The organism is Streptomyces sp. 142MFCol3.1, from assembly GCF_000424945.1.
Classification (GTDB): domain Bacteria; phylum Actinomycetota; class Actinomycetes; order Streptomycetales; family Streptomycetaceae; genus Streptomyces; species Streptomyces siamensis.
The window spans coordinates 63,455-80,753 of the sequence record NZ_AUKV01000031.1 but is presented as its reverse complement, the minus strand read 5'-3'; the positions used below and the strand labels follow the sequence as shown (position 1 = coordinate 80,753).

Annotated in this window: 15 protein-coding genes, 4 tRNA genes and 2 pseudogenes; 11 read left to right on the top strand and 10 right to left on the bottom strand. The window is 69.9% G+C overall.

The features are described from left to right. Positions 1-93 precede the first annotated feature (93 nt). Together H305_RS0134895 and H305_RS0134890 are read left to right on the top strand one after the other, a co-directional pair. Positions 94-168 (top strand) — tRNA-Asp (locus tag H305_RS0134895). Positions 169-402: 234 nt separating this feature from the next. Beyond that, complete coding sequence (locus H305_RS0134890; RefSeq protein ID WP_028804533.1) at positions 403-594, top strand: DUF6274 family protein; 192 nt, start codon at positions 403-405, stop codon at positions 592-594. Between the two features lie 468 nt (positions 595-1,062). On the opposite strand, the gene bldC is transcribed toward H305_RS0134890, so the two are convergent. Both bldC and H305_RS0134880 read right to left on the bottom strand, forming a co-directional pair. Beyond that, complete coding sequence (gene bldC, locus H305_RS0134885; protein WP_003949541.1) at positions 1,063-1,269, bottom strand: developmental transcriptional regulator BldC; 207 nt, start codon at positions 1,267-1,269, stop codon at positions 1,063-1,065. Positions 1,270-1,837: 568 nt separating this feature from the next. Further along, positions 1,838-2,686: a hypothetical protein gene (locus H305_RS0134880; protein ID WP_028804532.1), complete on the bottom strand. Its 849-nt coding sequence runs from the start codon at positions 2,684-2,686 to the stop codon at positions 1,838-1,840. Positions 2,687-2,908: 222 nt separating this feature from the next. Between H305_RS0134880 and H305_RS0134875 the strand changes: the two genes are divergently transcribed. Continuing rightward, positions 2,909-3,994 carry a Leu/Phe/Val dehydrogenase gene (locus H305_RS0134875; protein WP_028804531.1) on the top strand — a complete coding sequence of 362 codons (1,086 nt, stop codon included), beginning with the start codon at positions 2,909-2,911 and terminating at the stop codon, positions 3,992-3,994. A gap of 312 nt (positions 3,995-4,306) precedes the next feature. Next, complete coding sequence (locus H305_RS0134870) at positions 4,307-4,561, top strand: DUF3073 domain-containing protein (RefSeq protein WP_028804530.1); 255 nt, start codon at positions 4,307-4,309, stop codon at positions 4,559-4,561. Between the two features lie 148 nt (positions 4,562-4,709). Here the strand turns inward: H305_RS0134870 and purM are convergent, their stop codons facing one another. The 5 genes from purM to H305_RS0134845 all read right to left on the bottom strand — a co-directional run bounded on the left by purM (position 4,710) and on the right by H305_RS0134845 (position 9,950). Beyond that, positions 4,710-5,783, bottom strand: coding sequence for a phosphoribosylformylglycinamidine cyclo-ligase (purM, locus tag H305_RS0134865; RefSeq protein WP_028804529.1), 1,074 nt, complete (start codon positions 5,781-5,783; stop codon positions 4,710-4,712). 43 nt (positions 5,784-5,826) lie between these two features. After that, positions 5,827-7,353 (bottom strand): amidophosphoribosyltransferase, encoded by a 1,527-nt coding sequence (gene purF / locus H305_RS0134860; RefSeq protein ID WP_028804528.1) that lies wholly within the window; start codon positions 7,351-7,353, stop codon positions 5,827-5,829. A 61-nt stretch (positions 7,354-7,414) separates the two neighbouring features. Beyond that, positions 7,415-8,209 (bottom strand): META domain-containing protein, encoded by a 795-nt coding sequence (locus H305_RS0134855; RefSeq protein WP_028804527.1) that lies wholly within the window; start codon positions 8,207-8,209, stop codon positions 7,415-7,417. A 294-nt stretch (positions 8,210-8,503) separates the two neighbouring features. After that, positions 8,504-9,301 (bottom strand): maleylpyruvate isomerase family mycothiol-dependent enzyme, encoded by a 798-nt coding sequence (locus H305_RS0134850; RefSeq protein WP_028804526.1) that lies wholly within the window; start codon positions 9,299-9,301, stop codon positions 8,504-8,506. 10 nt (positions 9,302-9,311) lie between these two features. Further along, positions 9,312-9,950 carry a TetR/AcrR family transcriptional regulator gene (locus H305_RS0134845; protein WP_028804525.1) on the bottom strand — a complete coding sequence of 213 codons (639 nt, stop codon included), beginning with the start codon at positions 9,948-9,950 and terminating at the stop codon, positions 9,312-9,314. A gap of 96 nt (positions 9,951-10,046) precedes the next feature. Between H305_RS0134845 and H305_RS0134840 the strand changes: the two genes are divergently transcribed. After that, the gene (locus H305_RS0134840; RefSeq protein WP_028804524.1) at positions 10,047-11,540 is read left to right on the top strand and encodes an MFS transporter; all 1,494 of its coding nucleotides are present in this window, start codon (positions 10,047-10,049) and stop codon (positions 11,538-11,540) included. A 58-nt stretch (positions 11,541-11,598) separates the two neighbouring features. Here the strand turns inward: H305_RS0134840 and purL are convergent, their stop codons facing one another. From purL to purS, 3 genes are read right to left on the bottom strand one after another with little or no spacing between them, the layout of a single operon-like run. Further along, positions 11,599-13,857, bottom strand: coding sequence for a phosphoribosylformylglycinamidine synthase subunit PurL (purL, locus tag H305_RS47925; protein WP_037766284.1), 2,259 nt, complete (start codon positions 13,855-13,857; stop codon positions 11,599-11,601). Then, positions 13,854-14,534, bottom strand: a complete 681-nt coding sequence (gene purQ / locus H305_RS0134830) for a phosphoribosylformylglycinamidine synthase subunit PurQ (RefSeq protein ID WP_028804523.1) — start codon at positions 14,532-14,534, stop codon at positions 13,854-13,856. The genes purL and purQ overlap by 4 nt, the downstream gene beginning before the upstream one ends. Beyond that, positions 14,531-14,797, bottom strand: a complete 267-nt coding sequence (gene purS / locus H305_RS0134825; RefSeq protein WP_028804522.1) for a phosphoribosylformylglycinamidine synthase subunit PurS — start codon at positions 14,795-14,797, stop codon at positions 14,531-14,533. Before purS ends, purQ begins: the two co-directional genes overlap by 4 nt. A gap of 361 nt (positions 14,798-15,158) precedes the next feature. Between purS and H305_RS0134820 the strand changes: the two genes are divergently transcribed. The 6 genes and pseudogenes from H305_RS0134820 to H305_RS0134795 all read left to right on the top strand — a co-directional run bounded on the left by H305_RS0134820 (position 15,159) and on the right by H305_RS0134795 (position 17,135). Further along, positions 15,159-15,476, top strand: coding sequence for a histone-like nucleoid-structuring protein Lsr2 (locus tag H305_RS0134820; RefSeq protein WP_028804521.1), 318 nt, complete (start codon positions 15,159-15,161; stop codon positions 15,474-15,476). A gap of 142 nt (positions 15,477-15,618) precedes the next feature. After that, positions 15,619-15,690 (top strand) — tRNA-Gly (locus H305_RS0134815). A 79-nt stretch (positions 15,691-15,769) separates the two neighbouring features. After that, a tRNA-Gly gene (locus tag H305_RS0134810) sits at positions 15,770-15,845 on the top strand. A 194-nt stretch (positions 15,846-16,039) separates the two neighbouring features. Beyond that, positions 16,040-16,367, top strand: a pseudogene (locus H305_RS0134805) (histidine kinase); the annotation flags it as partial. An 83-nt stretch (positions 16,368-16,450) separates the two neighbouring features. Continuing rightward, positions 16,451-17,039 (top strand): annotated as a pseudogene (locus H305_RS51455) (DNA-binding response regulator). Between the two features lie 23 nt (positions 17,040-17,062). Continuing rightward, a tRNA-Gly gene (locus H305_RS0134795) sits at positions 17,063-17,135 on the top strand. The last annotated feature ends 164 nt before the right edge of the window (positions 17,136-17,299 follow it).

The window sequence follows — 17,299 nt, the reverse complement described above, 5'->3', positions numbered from 1 at the left end:
CCACCCTCCTGTACAGTCTCTTCTCGCAGCGCAACGCACGAATCGCACTGCGAAACTCCCCCCGGTGCCTTGAGCGTCCGGGAGGGGCTCCCAGGTCCTGTGGAGCAGTTTGGAGTGCTCGCCACCCTGTCAAGGTGGAGGCCGCGGGTTCAAATCCCGTCAGGACCGCAGTGAACAAAGGCCCGGAGCTTCGGCTCCGGGCCTTTCGCATGTGCGGGCAGCGGCGGGCCCGTGGGCACGCCCCCGAAGCCCGGAGGTCCGCAGGCGCCCACAGCGGCTCGTACGCGTCCGCAGCGGCCGTGGACGGCCCGGAGGAGGGCCACGAGGGCGCACCGTCTCTTGACGGCGTCACATTCCGCCGGTACCCCGGAAACCAGGGCCCTCGACCCCCTGGAGGTGCGTATGGCGGCGACCGCTAGGCACGAGACGCGAGCACTGCTGCGCGCCCACCTGTCGGCCGCCTCCGGGTACCGCCATCTGACGCGGCACTGTCCGATCTGCCACCAGCTCCTGCGACTGGCCATGGAACCCGGCCCGCGCGGCGAGGAGGACATCGAGAGCGCCGCCGAGGACGAAAGTCCCTCGAAGGCGTGACCAAAGGCGTGCGACGCGGTCACCACCCGGTGGCACGCTGGGCGTGCGCCCCGGCGCACACGGCCCCAACTCCCTTAGCTCAGAAGGCTCGCGCGTAACAAGGACTGTGTCATGTGACGGGAGTCACCGCATAAGTTTTCAGAAGTGCGGAACTTACACCCCACCTACAACTGGTCAATTTAATATGTGCAATTGCACCGCCGATCGGGGCCTCGGGTAGAAGATCCGACACCGCCCCCCAGACTCCGACAAGGCCGCTCACTGGCCGGCCACCGGGACATGGTCCTGGCACAAAAAAGATCGCGCTGGACCCGGCGGAGTCCAGCGCGATCGACGACGCACCCTTGTCACTTGCCTAGAAAGCCTGGGCGTGGGCTCTGTTGGGGCAGAACCCGCGTCGCTTGGAGCTTTGGTGTGGACGCCTCGACGGGTTGGGGGACCTGCCGATTTGTCCGGTTATGTAGTTGTTCAGGCCTCGCTGCGCTGCTGCGGGATACCCGCGAGCAGTGCGCGGACCTCAGCCTCGCGGTAACGGCGATGCCCGCCGAGCGTGCGAATGGACGTGAGCTTGCCGGCCTTCGCCCACCGCGTGACCGTCTTGGGGTCGACGCGGAACATCGTGGCGACCTCAGCCGGGGTCAGCAGCGGCTCGGCATCAGGGGTGCGAGCGGTCATGAGCGGCCTCCTCGGGAGAACCGAACCTTCTCGGTTCTTTCCTCTAAATTCTGCACCTTGACCCGCGTTGCCCGAAATGGCGGACGCGAGTCGAGTCGGTTATAGGACGAACGGCTTGTCCTCGGCACTACAACTACACCATCTGTCCAGCCGCGTCGGCCAAACCGATGGAATTGCCCTCCCAGGTGTTCATCAGCGACGGAAGCCGATGGACCATGCCATAGCGGACAGTCACGCCACTGTGACGATCAGTCACAGGGCGATCAGGAGTCATCAGACCCCCCATAGCGTGCAATGCTGAGATTCCACCCATACGTGGGCGGATAGAGTCCTCCCCCGGACTCCTTGTCCTATTTTGGCATGGGGAGGGGCAAGCGATGCAAGAGTCAGGTAAGTGCCGTCCGTCACCCTTGACACACGCTTGACGCATAAGCCCGGATCAGGACCTACGTCCTGGGGTGAGGGTCCTTCAGCGTGTGAGGACCATACGCGAGTTCGACACCCCGCCGGTGAGAAGCAGATCACACCCCGGCAGACCGCCCCAGGCGGGCCCTTCGCCCGCCGCGCGTCAGTTCGCGGAACGCCGGTCCCGGACCGCGCGCCAGCGCTCCACCAGCCGCCCGTACGCCTCGCCCGCCGTGGCGCCGTCCCCGGCGCGCAGCGCCTCGATGCCCTCGGCGACGTCCGCGGCCGAGTGGTCGCCCTCCAGGTGCCCGGCCGGCAGGGCGTGCACGAGCCCCCCGTAGTCCAGTTCCACCAGCGAACGCGGGTGGAACTCCTCCAGCCAGCGCCCCACGTCCACCAGGCCCTCGATCAGGGGGCCGTCGTCGAGGGTGTCCTTGAGCGTCTTCAGGGCCCGGGCCGTCCGCCGCCGGGCCTGCACCATCGGCGTCCGGTAGCGCAACACCGGCTCGGCCCCGCCGGGCCCCGCCCCCTTCTCGTACTCCCGCTCCTCGTCGGAGACCAGCACGAACCAGTTCAGCGGCACCTGCCAGGTCGCGGAGCGGATCCACGGGCGGGCGTCGGGGTTGGCGGCCAGCCAGCGCTCGTAGTCCTGGGTGGCCTGGTGGCGCACCAGGGGCGGCAGGACCGCGTCGAGCACGGGCGCCGGGAACTCCTCGGCCAGGTCGCCCAGGGCCAGCCAGCCGCGCAGCCGGGTCTGCCAGGGACAGACGCACACCACCCCCTCGACCTCCAGCACGAAGGCCTCGCCACTCTCGTGCACCGGGACGGGCACAGGCGGGGTGGGCAGCAAGTCGGCCAGCGAGCGGCGCAGTTCGTCCTGGTACGAGGGCCGGTCGGCGCGGCGGGCGTAGCGCGCCCAGCGACCGCGCTCCGGTTCCGGAAAGGCGGCCAGCGGTTCGTACACCCGTAGGTACGACGCATAGGGGACGATCACGGAGGACACCTTCGGCACGCCTGCTCCCTCCCCCGTCGGCAACCGGGAAAACCAGCGAAATCCACGCACGACCTGACGAGAAATCTATGCAAATCGAACCATGGCTGTACGCCACAGGTAGGTGATCCTGAACACTGCACCGATAGCGGGCGGGTGCAGGCTCTACCCTCATGCCCACGAAGCCCGCCACCCGCACGGGCTCCGCACTCAACCGCCGCTTATTACCTGGGAGTCACCACAGTGACCGACGTAACCGACGGCGTCCTGCACACCCTGTTCCACTCGGACCAGGGCGGCCACGAGCAAGTCGTGCTCTGCCAGGACCGCGCCACCGGCCTCAAGGCCGTCATCGCCATCCACTCCACCGCCCTGGGCCCCGCCCTCGGCGGTACGCGCTTCTACCCGTACGCGAGCGAGGAGGCGGCCGTCGCCGACGCCCTCAACCTGTCGCGCGGGATGTCGTACAAGAACGCCATGGCCGGTCTCGACCACGGCGGCGGCAAGGCCGTGATCATCGGCGACCCGGACCGGATCAAGTCCGAGGAGCTGCTGCTCGCGTACGGACGGTTCGTGGCCTCGCTCGGTGGCCGGTACGTGACCGCCTGCGACGTCGGCACGTACGTCGCCGACATGGACGTCGTGGCACGCGAGTGCCGCTGGACCACCGGCCGCTCGCCCGAGAACGGCGGCGCCGGCGACTCCTCCGTGCTCACCGCCTTCGGTGTCTTCCAGGGCATGCGGGCCTCGGCCCAGCACCTGTGGGGCGACCCCACCCTGCGCGGCCGCAAGGTCGGCGTCGCCGGTGTCGGCAAGGTCGGGCACCACCTCGTGCAGCATCTGCTCGACGACGGCGCCGAGGTCGTGATCACCGATGTGCGGCCCGAGTCCGTGCAGCGGATCCTGGAGCGGCACCCCTCCCGCGTCACGGCCGTCGCCGACACCGAGGCACTCATCCGCACCGAGGGCCTCGACATCTACGCGCCGTGCGCGCTGGGCGGCGCGCTGAACGATCTGTCCGTGCCGGTGCTCACCGCCAAGGTCGTGTGCGGTGCCGCCAACAACCAGCTGGCGCACCCGGGCGTCGAGAAGGACCTCGCGGACCGCGGGATCCTGTACGCCCCCGACTACGTGGTCAACGCGGGCGGAGTCATCCAGGTCGCCGACGAGCTGCACGGCTTCGACTTCGACCGGTGCAGGGCGAAGGCGTCGAAGATCTTCGACACGACGCTCGCCATATTCGCACGTGCGAAGGAGGACGGGATTCCGCCGGCCGCCGCGGCCGACCGGATCGCCGAGCAGAGGATGGCCGAGGCGCGGCGCCACTGACCCCGGAGCCGCGCATTCCGGCCCCTGGGGCACTTGTCAGGGACCCGCCGACGGAACGCTTAGAGAGAACTCTCACGTCTGTCGGCGGGTCGTACGCCAAGAAGAGGTTAAAATCGCGGTTGACCAGCGGGGACGGGGCACCTCGCGGGTTCTGGGCGAAGGCGCGTCCTGCGGGCGACGTACCGTATGGGCGCGGGCTCAGGTACCGTGGAAGCCCTACGGACCGGTCTCTCCACGGAGAGCCCGTTCTAGATCATGAACGCGTGTCAAGACTCTGGGGCCGTCGAGCCCCGTCACCGAGGGGGTCGAGCCATGGGGCGCGGCCGGGCCAAGGCCAAGCAGACGAAGGTCGCCCGCCAGCTGAAGTACAACAGCGGCGGGACTGACCTGTCGCGTCTGGCCAACGAGCTGGGCGCTTCGACTTCGAGCCAGCCGCCGAATGGCGAGCCGTTCGAGGACGACGACGAGGAAGACGACCCGTACGCCCAGTACGCGGATCTCTACAACGACGACGACGAGGACGAGGACGATCAGTCCGGTCCCCAGTCGCAGCGTCGCGGCGCTTGACGCAAGCGTCCTTCGCAGTTCCCGCGATCTCTCGTAGCGGATTTCTCGTAGATCTCGCCTAGCGGACATGTCGTAGCGACTGCACCTGTGCACCTCACCCGGTCCGGGCCTTCAGCGCCGGACCGGGTTTCGTGCTGCCCGACGGGCCTCAGTTCGCGTAGTCGCCGACCAGCTCCGCGCCCGTCGCGTGGTCGCCGCGCTCGGTGATCTCACCGGCGATCCAGGCGTCCACACCGCGATCCGCGAGGGTGGCGAGGGCGACGTCCGTGGACTCCTCGGGGACGATCGCGATCATGCCGACGCCCATGTTGAGGGTCTTCTCCAGCTCCAGCCGCTCAACCTCGCCCCGCTTCCCGACCAGTTCGAACACCGGGGCGGGGGTCCAGGTCCCGCGGTCGACGACCGCGTGCAGGCCGTCCGGGACGACACGGGCCAGGTTGGCCGCGAGCCCACCGCCGGTGACGTGGCTGAAGGCGTGCACCTCGGTGGTCCGGGTCAGCGCGAGACAGTCCAGCGAGTAGATCTTGGTGGGCTCGAGGAGCTCCTCGCCGAGCGTGCGGCCGAACTCCTCGATGTGCTGGTCGAGGTTCAGGTTCGCCCGGTCGAAGAGGACGTGCCGGACCAGCGAGTACCCGTTCGAGTGAAGACCGGAGGCCGCCATGGCGATCACCGCGTCACCCGTACGGATGCGATCCGCGCCGAGCAGCAGGTCTGCCTCCACCGCGCCGGTGCCGGCGCCCGCCACGTCGAAGTCGTCCGGACCGAGCAGGCCCGGGTGCTCCGCCGTCTCGCCGCCCACGAGGGCGCAGCCCGCGAGGACACAGCCCTCGGCGATGCCCTTCACGATCGCGGCGACGCGCTCCGGGTGGACCTTGCCGACGCAGATGTAGTCGGTCATGAAGAGCGGCTCGGCGCCGCACACCACGATGTCGTCCATGACCATCGCGACCAGGTCGTGGCCGATCGTGTCGTAGACGCCCATCTGGCGGGCGATGTCGACCTTGGTGCCCACGCCGTCGGTGGCGGAGGCGAGCAGCGGGCGCTCGAAGCGCTTGAGGGCCGAGGCGTCGAAGAGGCCGGCGAAACCGCCGAGGCCGCCCAGGACCTCGGGGCGCTGCGTCTTCTTCACCCACTCCTTCATCAGCTCGACGGCGCGGTCGCCCGCCTCGATGTCGACGCCGGCAGCCGCGTAGGAAGCACCGGAAGGACTGGTCTCAGACATTGCCTGGGATCTTTCGGGTTGGTGAAACGGGGCTCTACGGCGCTTACGGGCGACGGATGGCGTCAGCCGCGGCCGTGGCGGCGGGACCCGCCGCCAGCTCGGTCTCCAGGAGCTGCTTGCCGAGCAGCTCGGGGTCCGGGAGCTCCATCGGGTACTCGCCGTCGAAGCAGGCCCGGCACAGGTTCGGCTTGGCGATGGTGGTCGCCTCGATCATGCCGTCGATGGAGATGTACGAGAGGGAGTCGGCACCCAGCGAGACGCCGATCTCCTCGATGGTCATGCCGTTGGCGATCAGCTCGGCGCGAGTCGCGAAGTCGATGCCGAAGAAGCAGGGCCACTTCACCGGGGGCGAGGAGATCCGGATGTGGACCTCGGCGGCGCCCGCCTCACGGAGCATGCGCACCAGGGCGCGCTGGGTGTTGCCGCGCACGATCGAGTCGTCCACGACGACCAGGCGCTTGCCCTTGATGACTTCCTTGAGCGGGTTCAGCTTCAGACGGATGCCGAGCTGACGGATCGTCTGCGAGGGCTGGATGAAGGTCCGGCCGACATAGGCGTTCTTCACCAGACCGGCACCGAACGGGATGCCGGAGGCTTCCGCGTATCCGATCGCTGCGGGCGTCCCGGACTCCGGGGTCGCTATCACCAGGTCGGCCTCGACAGGGGCTTCCTTGGCGAGCTTGCGGCCCATCTCGACCCGCGAGAGGTACACGTTCCGGCCGGCGATGTCGGTGTCGGGGCGCGCCAGGTAGACGTACTCGAAGACACAGCCCTTGGGCTTCGCTTCCGCGAACCGAGAGGTGCGCAGGCCGTTCTCGTCGATGGCGACGAACTCGCCCGGCTCGATCTCGCGGACGTAGCTGGCACCGCAGATGTCGAGGGCGGCGGACTCGGAGGCGACCACCCAGCCGCGCTCCAGACGGCCCAGGACCAGCGGGCGGATGCCCTGCGGGTCGCGGGCCGCGTAGAGGGTGTGCTCGTCCATGAAGACGAGGCTGAAGGCGCCCCTGACCTGCGGGAGGATCTTGGCGGAGGCCTCTTCGATGGTCAGCGGCTTGCCGTCGTCGTCCACCTGGGCCGCGAGCAGCGCGGTCAGCAGGTCGGTGTCGTTCGTGGCCGCAACGCGCGTGGTGCGGCCGTCCTGCTTGGGCAGGTCGGCGACCATCTCGGCGAGCTGAGCCGTGTTGACGAGGTTGCCGTTGTGGCCGAGCGCGATGGAGCCGTGCGCGGTGGCACGGAACGTCGGCTGGGCGTTCTCCCAGACGGAGGCACCGGTGGTCGAGTAGCGGGCGTGACCGACCGCGATGTGACCCTGGAGGGAACCGAGGGAGGTCTCGTCGAAGACCTGGGACACGAGGCCCATGTCCTTGAAGACGAGGATCTGGGAGCCGTTGCTGACCGCGATTCCCGCGGATTCCTGACCCCGATGCTGGAGGGCGTAGAGCCCGAAGTAAGTGAGCTTGGCGACCTCTTCGCCCGGAGCCCAGACCCCGAAGACGCCGCAAGCGTCCTGGGGGCCTTTCTCACCGGGGAGCAGATCATGATTGAGTCGACCGTCACCACGTGGCACGGCTCCGAGTGTAGGCGAGATCGACCACTGGTCCGAATTGGGGATACGGGACCCTGATGGGTCACCGCTCGGCCACGGCGCTGACGACGGAGCCGTTTGTGCTGGTCAGCGTGAGGGTGCGGTGATCCAAGTCGTAGCGGACCGTGCTGTCGAAGAGGCCCAGGAGGGTCTTCTCGGTGGCCACGAGTGAGCCGTCGCACATCATGCGGGTGGTCTTGGCCCTGCCGAGGGTGAGGTGGCCGTCGCGGACGGTGGCCTCGGCGGACACGTGGTTGCAGCCGAGGCGGCCGGACAGCGTGCCGTCCTTCTTGTCGAGCACGAAGTAGGCGTCGGCCCCCTTGGGCAGGGACTGGGAGACGTTCGCGTCGCCGAGCGCGGTGACGGTCCACTTCGTGCCGTAGAGGGGGGCGTCCTGCTCCTTGGTGAGGTTGACGCGGTCACCGTCACGGGTGGTGAGGGTGAGCTTGTCGCCCTTGACCTCGCTGGTGAGCCCGCCGTCGGCGATCGCGCGGCCGAGGCGCTGCTCGAAGGCCATGGGGGCCTTCTGGCAGCCCATGTCGGTCATGCTGACGTCCCCGAAGTCGACGCGGTCGCCCTTGACGGTGGCGGTCGAGCCGAAGCTGTTGCAGCCGGCGTTGCCGCTGACGCGGCCGTCCGCGCCGATCCGCAGGTAGGCGCTCGCGGGTGCCTTCGTCGTCGTGCCGTCCACGGTGAGGCTGTCGACGGTCCAGTGGACGCCGGTGACCGGTGACGAGCCCGGTCCCACGGAGTTGCTGCCGCTGCCCGGCTCGGTGCCGCAGGCCACCGCGAGGGGGAGCAGGGTCAGGGCGGTGAGGGTCAGTCGCTGCTTGTCCATGCCGATGTGACGGGAGGGGTGGGGTGGTCGGTTCCCCTCGGGGGGTGACGACGGGCCTGTCCATGGAGGGCGGCGGAACGTCCCCGGAATGACGGCGGACCCGCGACCGGCGGACCGGCGGGCCCCGCGGACAGGCGCGGCGGACAGCGCGGCGGGTTTGCCTCGCGGGCGGCGGACCCGCGACCGGGGCGCCAGCGGGACCCGCGGACAGGCCCCGCGGACAGCGCGGCGGGCTCGCCTCATCGGGCGAGCGCCCGGGCGGCGGCGCCGGGGCTTCCCCGCGCGGTCGTGGGCTCAGCTCATGAGGGGCAGCAGGGCGCCGAGATCGGCCCGTTCCCCGCTCGCGCTGACCTTCGCGTCCTCGACGGCCGCCTTCCACTTCGTGCGTCCGGCCGCCAGCCGGATCCAGGTCAGCGGGTCGGTCTCGACGACGTTCGGCGGGGTGCCGCGGGTGTGCCGGGGGCCTTCCACGCACTGCACGACGGCGTACGGCGGGATCCGCACCTCCGTGGACGCACCGGGCGCCTTCACGGCGAGGGTGTCGGCGAGCAGCCGGGTGCAGGCGGCGAGCGCCTGGCGGTCGTACGGGATGTCGAGTCCGGGCACGGCGCGGTTCAGGTCGTCGGTGTGGACGACGAGTTCGACGGTGCGGGTGACCAGGTAGTCGGCGAGCAGCAGGGCGCCGGCGCTGGTGTCGAGCAGCCGGGCGCCCGGGTGTTCGGCGAGGAGCGCGGTGAAGTGCCGTTCGGTGTCGGCGAGGTGGGCGGCGAGGTCGGGGGTCCGCTCGGCGAGCTCATGGGCGTACGCGGCGATGGCCGGGGAGTCGGCGTGGATGGCGGACGGCCAGTCGAGCAGCGTGCCGTCCTGCCGCGCCGGCTCGGGCCGGCCGAGCAGCACGCCCACCGCGCCGAGGGCCGTCCCGATGTGCGCGACGAGTTCCCGCACGCTCCAGTCGCCCAGCCCGGAAGGAAGCGCGAGTTGCCCCGGCGTCAGGGAGTCGACGCCCTGCCGTACGTTCCCGAACTGGGCGAGGACCGCCGCGCGGATCTTGGCGGGGTCGTACGTGCGCACGCGCTTCTTGGCCGGGGGCATGACCGCGAGCCTATGCCTTCACGGCGTAACCGCTCAGGCCGTCCTCGATCAGGGCGAAGGCGTGCCGGGCGCGCTCGGCGGCGTCCGCGGCGACGGCGTCCGGGCTCTCGCCCGCGGCGATGCGGTCGTGGTGCTCCTCGATGAGGGCGTTGCGGGCGGCGCTCAGCGTGGCGGCGGCGATGACGGCGAGCATCGGGTCCCCGGTCTCCTCGGCGAGGAGCGCGGCCAGGTCGCGGGTGCCCTTCTGGGCGCCGAGGACGGCGCGTTCCATCAGGGCCGGGGTCTCCATGACCAGCCGGCGCACCTGACCGGCGAAGGGCTCGGCGTGCAGGCCGACCGCCGGGTCCCGGGTCTCGACCATCTCCAGGAACTGCCGGCGCACGGCGTCCACCGCGGACTCGCCGGGGTGCCGCTCGCGCACGGCCCGGGCGGCGTCGCCGAAGTGCTCCTCCATGGGCCGGAAGACCAGGTCCTCCTTGGAGCCGAAGTAGTTGAAGACGGTCATCTTCGACACCTCGGCGGCGTCGGCGACCTCCTGGACGGACACGTTGTCGAAGCCGCGCTCGACGAACAGCGCGACGGCGATCCGGTAGATCCGCTTCGCCGTCTGGATCTTCTTGCGTTCGCGCAGCCCCATCGGTTCGGCCATACCGGCACTGTACCAAGGCGAAATTTAAGCCAGACCTAAAAATCATCCGAGCAAAAACATTGACTCGGTACACGCATGGAGTCCACGCTGGTCCCCATGACCGAGACCCAGCGCAAGATCGGCTTCCTCGTCTGCCTCGTGACGATCGTCCTGGCCCTCCTGGACCTCCAGATCGTGTCCGCGGCCACCGTCCCGATCGTCCGGGACCTCGACCCCGACCACGGCATCGACAAGATTCCTTGGCTGGTCAGCGCCTACGCCCTCGCCTCGGCGGCGATGCTCCCGCTCTACGGCAAGCTCTGCGACACCCTCGGCCCCCAGCGCGTCTTCACCGGCGCCATCGCCACCTTCCTGCTCGGTTCCGCACTGTGCGGCGCCGCCCGGTCGATGGCCCAGCTCATCGCGGCCCGCGCCGTGCAGGGCCTCGGCGGAGGCGGGTTGATGAGCGTCACGATGGTCGTCATCGCCCACCTCAAGGGCCCCGGGGAGAAGGGCGCCGGCAAGGGCGGCAACGTCGGCGGCCTGGTCGCCGGCGGCGCGATGGCGATCGGCCCCTGGATCGGCGGCCTGCTGGCCGACCACGCGAACTGGCGCTGGATCTTCTACGTCAACCTGCCGATCGGCCTGGTGGTCCTGACCGCCTCCGCCCTCGCCCTGAAGCTCCCCGGACAGCACGTGCGCCGCCCGATCGACTACCCGGGCGCCCTGCTCGCCGCGGCGTTCTCCAGCGCCCTGCTCCTGGTCACTGACTGGGGTGGCAACCGGTACGCGTGGTCCTCCCCCGCCGTCGTCGGCCTGATCGTGACCGCCGTCGCGACCCTCGCCCTCTTCCTGTGGCGGCAGACCCGGGCACCCGAACCGGTGCTCCCGCTCTCCCTGCTCCGCGTCCGTGAGGTGCGCCTCGGCTTCGCCGTCCAGGCGATCCTCGGCGGCGCCATGATGTGCGCCATCTACTACGTGCTCGTCTACCTCCAGATCGCCCGCGGCATCAGCAGCTCCTCGGCGGGCCTCTACCTGGTCCCGATGGCCGTCGGTCTCACCGCGGTCGGGCTGCTCTCCGGCCCGCTCGGCGCCCGCGGCTGGTCCGCGCGCACCTTCACCGTCAGCGGCACGGTCACCACCGCCGTCGCCTTCGCCCTGCTGGCCACCACGACCGGACCGCACACCTCACTGTGGCTGGTCCGCGGGGAGCTCCTGCTGGCCGGCGCCGGGTTCGGCCAGCTCGTCGGCCAGCTGATCCTGCTGGTGCAGGACTCCGCCCCGCGCCACCAGCTGGGCGTCGCCACCACCGGCATCCGCTTCTTCCAGACCCTGGGCAGCGCCCTCGGCACCGCCGCCTTCGGCACCCTGCTGGCCCGCCTGTACGTGGCGCACGGCCCCGGGGGCGACATCAGCGCGCTGGCCCGGCTGACCGGAGCGGCCCACGCGGACGGCGTGCACGCCTTCGTCGACGCGACCCGGTTCGTCTTCTGGGGCGGTGCGGCGCTGATGGGCCTGGCCGCGGTGCTGGCGCTCAGACTCCCGCGGCCCCACCGCACGCAGACGGTCGCCGGGTCCTGCGCGGAGCGCACGGAACCGGTCACGGCATGACGAAGGCCCCGCCCGTGGGAACGGGCGGGGCCTTCCGACGTGTGCGACCGCCTGCGGGCTACGCGAGCAGCGCCGGGATGGTCGCCTCGTGGGCCTCGCGCAGCTCCTCCAGCGAGAGCGCGAACTCGCCCTGCACGTCGACCGCGTCACCGTCGACGACACCGATGCGGGTGACGGGCAGACCCCGCGCGCCGCACATGTCGGTGAAGCGGAGCTCCTCCGAACGCGGGACGGCGACGACCGCGCGGCCCGCCGACTCCGAGAAGAGGAAGGTGAACGCGTCCAGACCGTCGGGCACGACCAGACGCGCGCCCTTCCCGCCGAGCAGCGCCGACTCGACCACGGCCTGCACCAGACCACCGTCGGACAGGTCGTGCGCGGAGTCGATCATGCCGTCGCGGGAGGCCGAGATGAGGATCTCGGCGAGCAGCCGCTCACGCTCCAGGTCGACCTGCGGCGGCAGACCGCCGAGGTGGTCGTGGATGACCTGCGACCAGGCCGAACCGCCGAACTCCTCGCGGGTGTCGCCGAGCAGGTAGAGGAGCTGGCCCTCTTCCCGGAAGGCGACCGGCGTGCGCCGGGCCACGTCGTCGATCACGCCGAGGACGGCGACGACCGGGGTCGGGTGGATGGCCGCCTCGCCCGTCTGGTTGTACAGGGAGACGTTGCCGCCGGTCACCGGGGTGCCGAGCTGCTGGCAGGCGTCGGCGAGCCCGCGGATGGCCTCCGCGAACTGCCACATGACGGCCGGATCCTCGGGCGAGCCGAAGTTCAGGCAGTCGGAGACGGCGAGCGGCTTGGCACCGGTCGTCGCGACGTTGCGGTACGCCTCGGCGAGGGCGAGCTGCGCACCCGCGTACGGGTCGAGCTTCGCGTACCGGCCGTTGCCGTCCGTCGCGATGGCGACGCCGAGGCCGGTCTCCTCGTCGATGCGGATCATGCCCGAGTCCTCGGGCTGCGCCAGCACCGTGTTGCCCTGCACGAAGTGGTCGTACTGCGAGGTGATCCACTTCTTGGACGCCTGGTTGGGGGAGGCCACCAGCTTGCGGACCTGGTCCTTCAGCTCCTCGGCGGTCTCCGGGCGCGGGAGCTTGTTCGCGTCGTCGGCCTGGAGGGCGTCCTGCCAGGACGGACGGGCGTACGGCCGCTCGTAGACCGGGCCCTCGTGGGCGACCGTGCGCGGGTCGACGTCGACGATCTTGCCGCCGTGCCAGTAGATCTCCAGGCGGTCGCCGTCGGTGACCTCACCGATGACGGTGGCGATGACGTCCCACTTCGCGCAGATCTCCAGGAAGCGGTCGACCTTCGCCGGCTCGACCACCGCGCACATGCGCTCCTGCGACTCGCTCATGAGGATCTCCTCGGGCGAGAGCGTGGAGTCGCGCAGCGGTACGTCGTCGAGGGTGACGCGCATGCCGCCGGAGCCGTTCGAGGCCAGCTCCGAGGTAGCGCAGGACAGACCGGCGGCGCCGAGGTCCTGGATGCCGACGACGAGCTTCTCCCGGAAGGCCTCCAGGGTGCACTCGATGAGGAGCTTCTCCTGGAAGGGGTCGCCGACCTGGACGGCGGGACGCTTCGACGGCTTGGCGTCGTCGAAGGTCTCGGAGGCGAGGATGGAGGCGCCGCCGATGCCGTCGCCGCCGGTGCGGGCCCCGTAGAGGATGACCTTGTTGCCCGCGCCGGACGCCTTGGCGAGGTGGATGTCCTCGTGCCGCATGACGCCGATGGCGCCGGCGTTGACCAGCGGGTTGCCCTGGTAGCAGGCGTCGAAGACGACCTCGCCGCCGATGTTGGGCAGGCCCAGGCAGTTGCCGTAGCCGCCGATGCCGGCGACCACGCCGGGCAGGACGCGCTTGGTGTCGGGGTGGTCGGCGGCGCCGAAGCGCAGCGGGTCGACGACCGCGACCGGGCGGGCGCCCATCGCGATGATGTCGCGCACGATGCCGCCGACGCCGGTGGCCGCGCCCTGGTAGGGCTCGACGTACGACGGGTGGTTGTGCGACTCGACCTTGAAGGTGACCGCGTAGCCCTGGCCGACGTCGACGACACCGGCGTTCTCGCCGATGCCGACGAGGAGGGCGTCGGACTGCGGGGCCTTCTCGCCGAACTGGCGCAGGTGCACCTTGGAGGACTTGTAGGAGCAGTGTTCGGACCACATGACCGAGTACATGGCGAGCTCGGCGCCGGTCGGGCGGCGGCCGAGGATCTCCACGACCCGCTCGTACTCGTCCTTCTTCAGACCGAGTTCGGCCCAGGGCAGCTCGACATCGGGGGTCGCGGCCGCGTTCTCGACCGTGTCCAGAGGCGTGCGGCTCATGCGTTGACCAGCTTCTTGAGGATCGAGGTGAAGAAGGGGAGGCCGTCGGTACGACCGGTACCGATCAGCGGCTCGACGGCGTGCTCGGGGTGCGGCATCAGGCCGACGACGTTCCCGGCCTCGTTGGTGATGCCGGCGATGTCCCGCAGCGAACCGTTGGGGTTGAAGTCCAGGTAGCGGAAGGCGACCCGGCCCTCGGCCTCCAGCATGTCGAGCGTGCGCTCGTCGGCGACGTACCGCCCGTCCATGTTCTTCAGCGGGATGCGGATCTCCTGGCCGGCCGTGTAGTCGGCGGTCCAGGAGGTCTCCGCGTTCTCCACCCGCAGCTTCTGGTCGCGGCAGATGAAGTGGAGGTGGTTGTTGCCGAGCATCGCGCCGGGGAGGAGGTGCGCCTCGGTGAGGACCTGGAAGCCGTTGCAGATGCCGAGGACCGGCATTCCGGACTTCGCCTGCTCGATCACGGTCTCCATCACGGGCGAGAAGCGCGAGATCGCGCCCGCCCGCAGATAGTCGCCGTACGAGAAACCGCCGGGCAGCACAACGGCGTCGACCTGCTTGAGGTCCTTGTCCTTGTGCCAGAGAGCGACGGGTTCGGCACCGGCGAGCTTGATCGCGCGCTGCGTGTCGCGGTCGTCGAGGCTGCCGGGAAAGGTGACGACTCCAATACGAGCGGTCACTTTCCGGCCCCCACCTTCTCGTCCTCCACCTTGACGGTGAAGTCCTCGATCACGGTGTTGGCGAGGAAGGATTCCGCGAGTTCACGGATGCGGGCGAGCGCGGCGTCGTCCACCGGTCCGTCCACTTCCAGTTCGAATCGCTTTCCCTGACGTACGTCGGAGACACCTTCGAAACCGAGGCGCGGCAGTGCACGCTGCACCGCCTGGCCCTGGGGGTCGAGGATCTCCGGCTTGAGCATGACGTCGACTACGACGCGTGCCACTGGCACTCCCGGTGTGTGGTGCTGAGCAGGTCCCTTCAGACTACCCGCACAAAATTTCTACTCGCGTAGATTCGTAGAATCCTACGTGACCCCCATCACGATCCCGCATCGACGCGGGGACCTGCACGGAAAATCCTGGGAAAAACCGCAGAAGAGCGGCAGGGGCCCATTGCCTTCGGACACGCGCAAGGTTTTAGTCGGGCTTCACAATGCAATGCCGGGCACTGTACAAAGGAATTGGCAATAGCCGATACTTTGCCCAATAACAGCCGGACAGTCGACATCTCCCCGACAACTCCGTGACGTCTGCGCACGTCATGACCGTTGATCGCAGAGGTGCCGCACGAAGGGACCGATATTCGTGGCGCAGCGTGTCGTGGTCACTCTCTTTGACGACATCGACGGCTCAGAAGCGGCGGAGACGATCGCCTTCGGACTCGACGGCAAGTCGTACGAGATCGACCTCAATCCAGCCAATGCCAAGAAACTGCGTAAGGCGCTCGCGCCCTACGTCGAGGCCGGCCGCAAACGGGCGAAGTCCGGGAAGGCGTACACACACACCGCGCTGACCCCCGACCCCGCCGCCGTCCGCGCCTGGGCCCGCTCCAACAAGATGGACGTGCCGCCCCGCGGACGCATCCCCAAGAAGGTCTACGAGGCGTTCACCGAGGCGCACTGACCGCACGGGTCCTCCGGGGGCACCCGCGAGGACCCGTCACCGGACCCTGGGAACAACCGACTTGCGCTGACCCCCCGCTGATCAGCTAAAGTCTGGAGCACGCCGAGGGGCAAGGCCGAAGGGCCGGACCCCGAGGAGTCGTGCGGGTGTAGTTCAGTAGCAGAACATCCCCCTTCCAGGGGGAAGGCGCAGTGTGCAATTCCTGTCACCCGCTCTGCACCTCTTACCGATCGCGCTTGTCGATCAGGTAGGGTGGTGCTCGCGCCGATCGGTGAGAGCCGGTCGGAGGCAATGCGGACGTAGCTCAGTTGGTAGAGCGCAACCTTGCCAAGGTTGAGGTCGCGAGTTCGAGCCTCGTCGTCCGCTCCACGGAGCAAAGGCCCCGGTCATCGACCGGGGCCTTTCTCGTGTCCGCTTCCGCGGCGACCAGCATTTGTCATGCGGAGCGATGACACCGCGCACCGCCGGCGCGCCCGGTCCGCGGCGACGCTGAATTCATGAGCACGAACGAGCACGGCGACGTGATCGAGGTCACTGATCCGCGGCGCGTGTACGGGGGAGACGGGCGCGACCCGCACGACGTGAGGGGCCGCAACCTCGCGGTGATCGCGCTCAAGAGCGAGTTCGCCGTGCAGCTGACACGGCGCGGCCGGCCCGAGGCGGTGGAGCAGATGGTCGAGGTGCGGCGGAGCGCCCGCGGCTACCGGCGTGAGGTGCGCGAGGCCGTCCGCGGCTACCGCGATGCCGCCCCGGGCGGCGAACTCGCGGGCGCCGAGGGCGTGCTGTCGGCCGCCGGCATCGACTGCGAGGTGTCCGCCCTCGGCGGCCGGCCTGCCGCCCGGGTCCAGTCGGGCGCTCGGCTGGGTCGCGCGGGAGGCGACCACCAGCGTGCACGTCGGTGAGGTCACCCCACGACATCCGTACCGGCCGCCACACTCGTCACACCGGCCCCATCCGTCCGGCCCGTACGGCAGCTGCCCGCCGACGACGAGCACCTCATCCGGGGAGCGCTCGCCGCGCTGCTCGCCCTGGAGGACGACTGGTCGTCGTCGCCGAGGCGGCGACCGGGCCCGAGGCACTGGCGATGGCGTGGGCCCACGAACCCGATGTCGCCGTCCGCCCCCGGCATCTGAAGATCCAGGTGTGAGGGTGGCCACATCCCTGCGGGCCGAACTGCCCGGCTGCCAGGTGCCGATCGTGACGAGTCACGGACGGCCCGGGCACATGAAGCGAGCGCTTGAGGCGGGTGTGCGCGGGTTCGTCCCGAAGGCGGTCGGCGCACAGCGGCTCGCCGAGATCATCCGCGCGGTGCCCGCCGGAAACCGTTACGTGGACCCCGAGTTGGCCGCCGACGCGATCTCCGCCGGGGACTCGCCGCTGTCGCCTCGCGAGGCACGAGGTGCTCGAATTCGCCGCCGCCGGGGCGCCCGTCGCGCAGATCGCGGAGCGGGCCGCGCTGTCCCAGGGACCGTGCGCGACTATCTGCCGTCGGCCGCCTCCAGGCTGGGGGCGGACGACCGGCACGCGGCGGTGCGTCTCGCACCTGAGCGAGGTTGGGTATAGTGGCTGTCGCGCCACGGCGCAATGCGGACGTAGCTCAGTTGGTAGAGCGCAACCTTGCCAAGGTTGAGGTCGCGAGTTCGAGCCTCGTCGTCCGCTCCGGTGAGAAGCCCCCGATCTGTCCCGGATCGGGGGCTTCGTCGTATGTCCGGGAACCGGGTGTGCCTGCGTCGGGGGCGGCCCGCGGGTGCGCCGGGGAGCCGGGACCCAGCCACCCGCTCGCAATGAGCCGGAGCACCGTCGCACATGCGGTGGGACCCGGC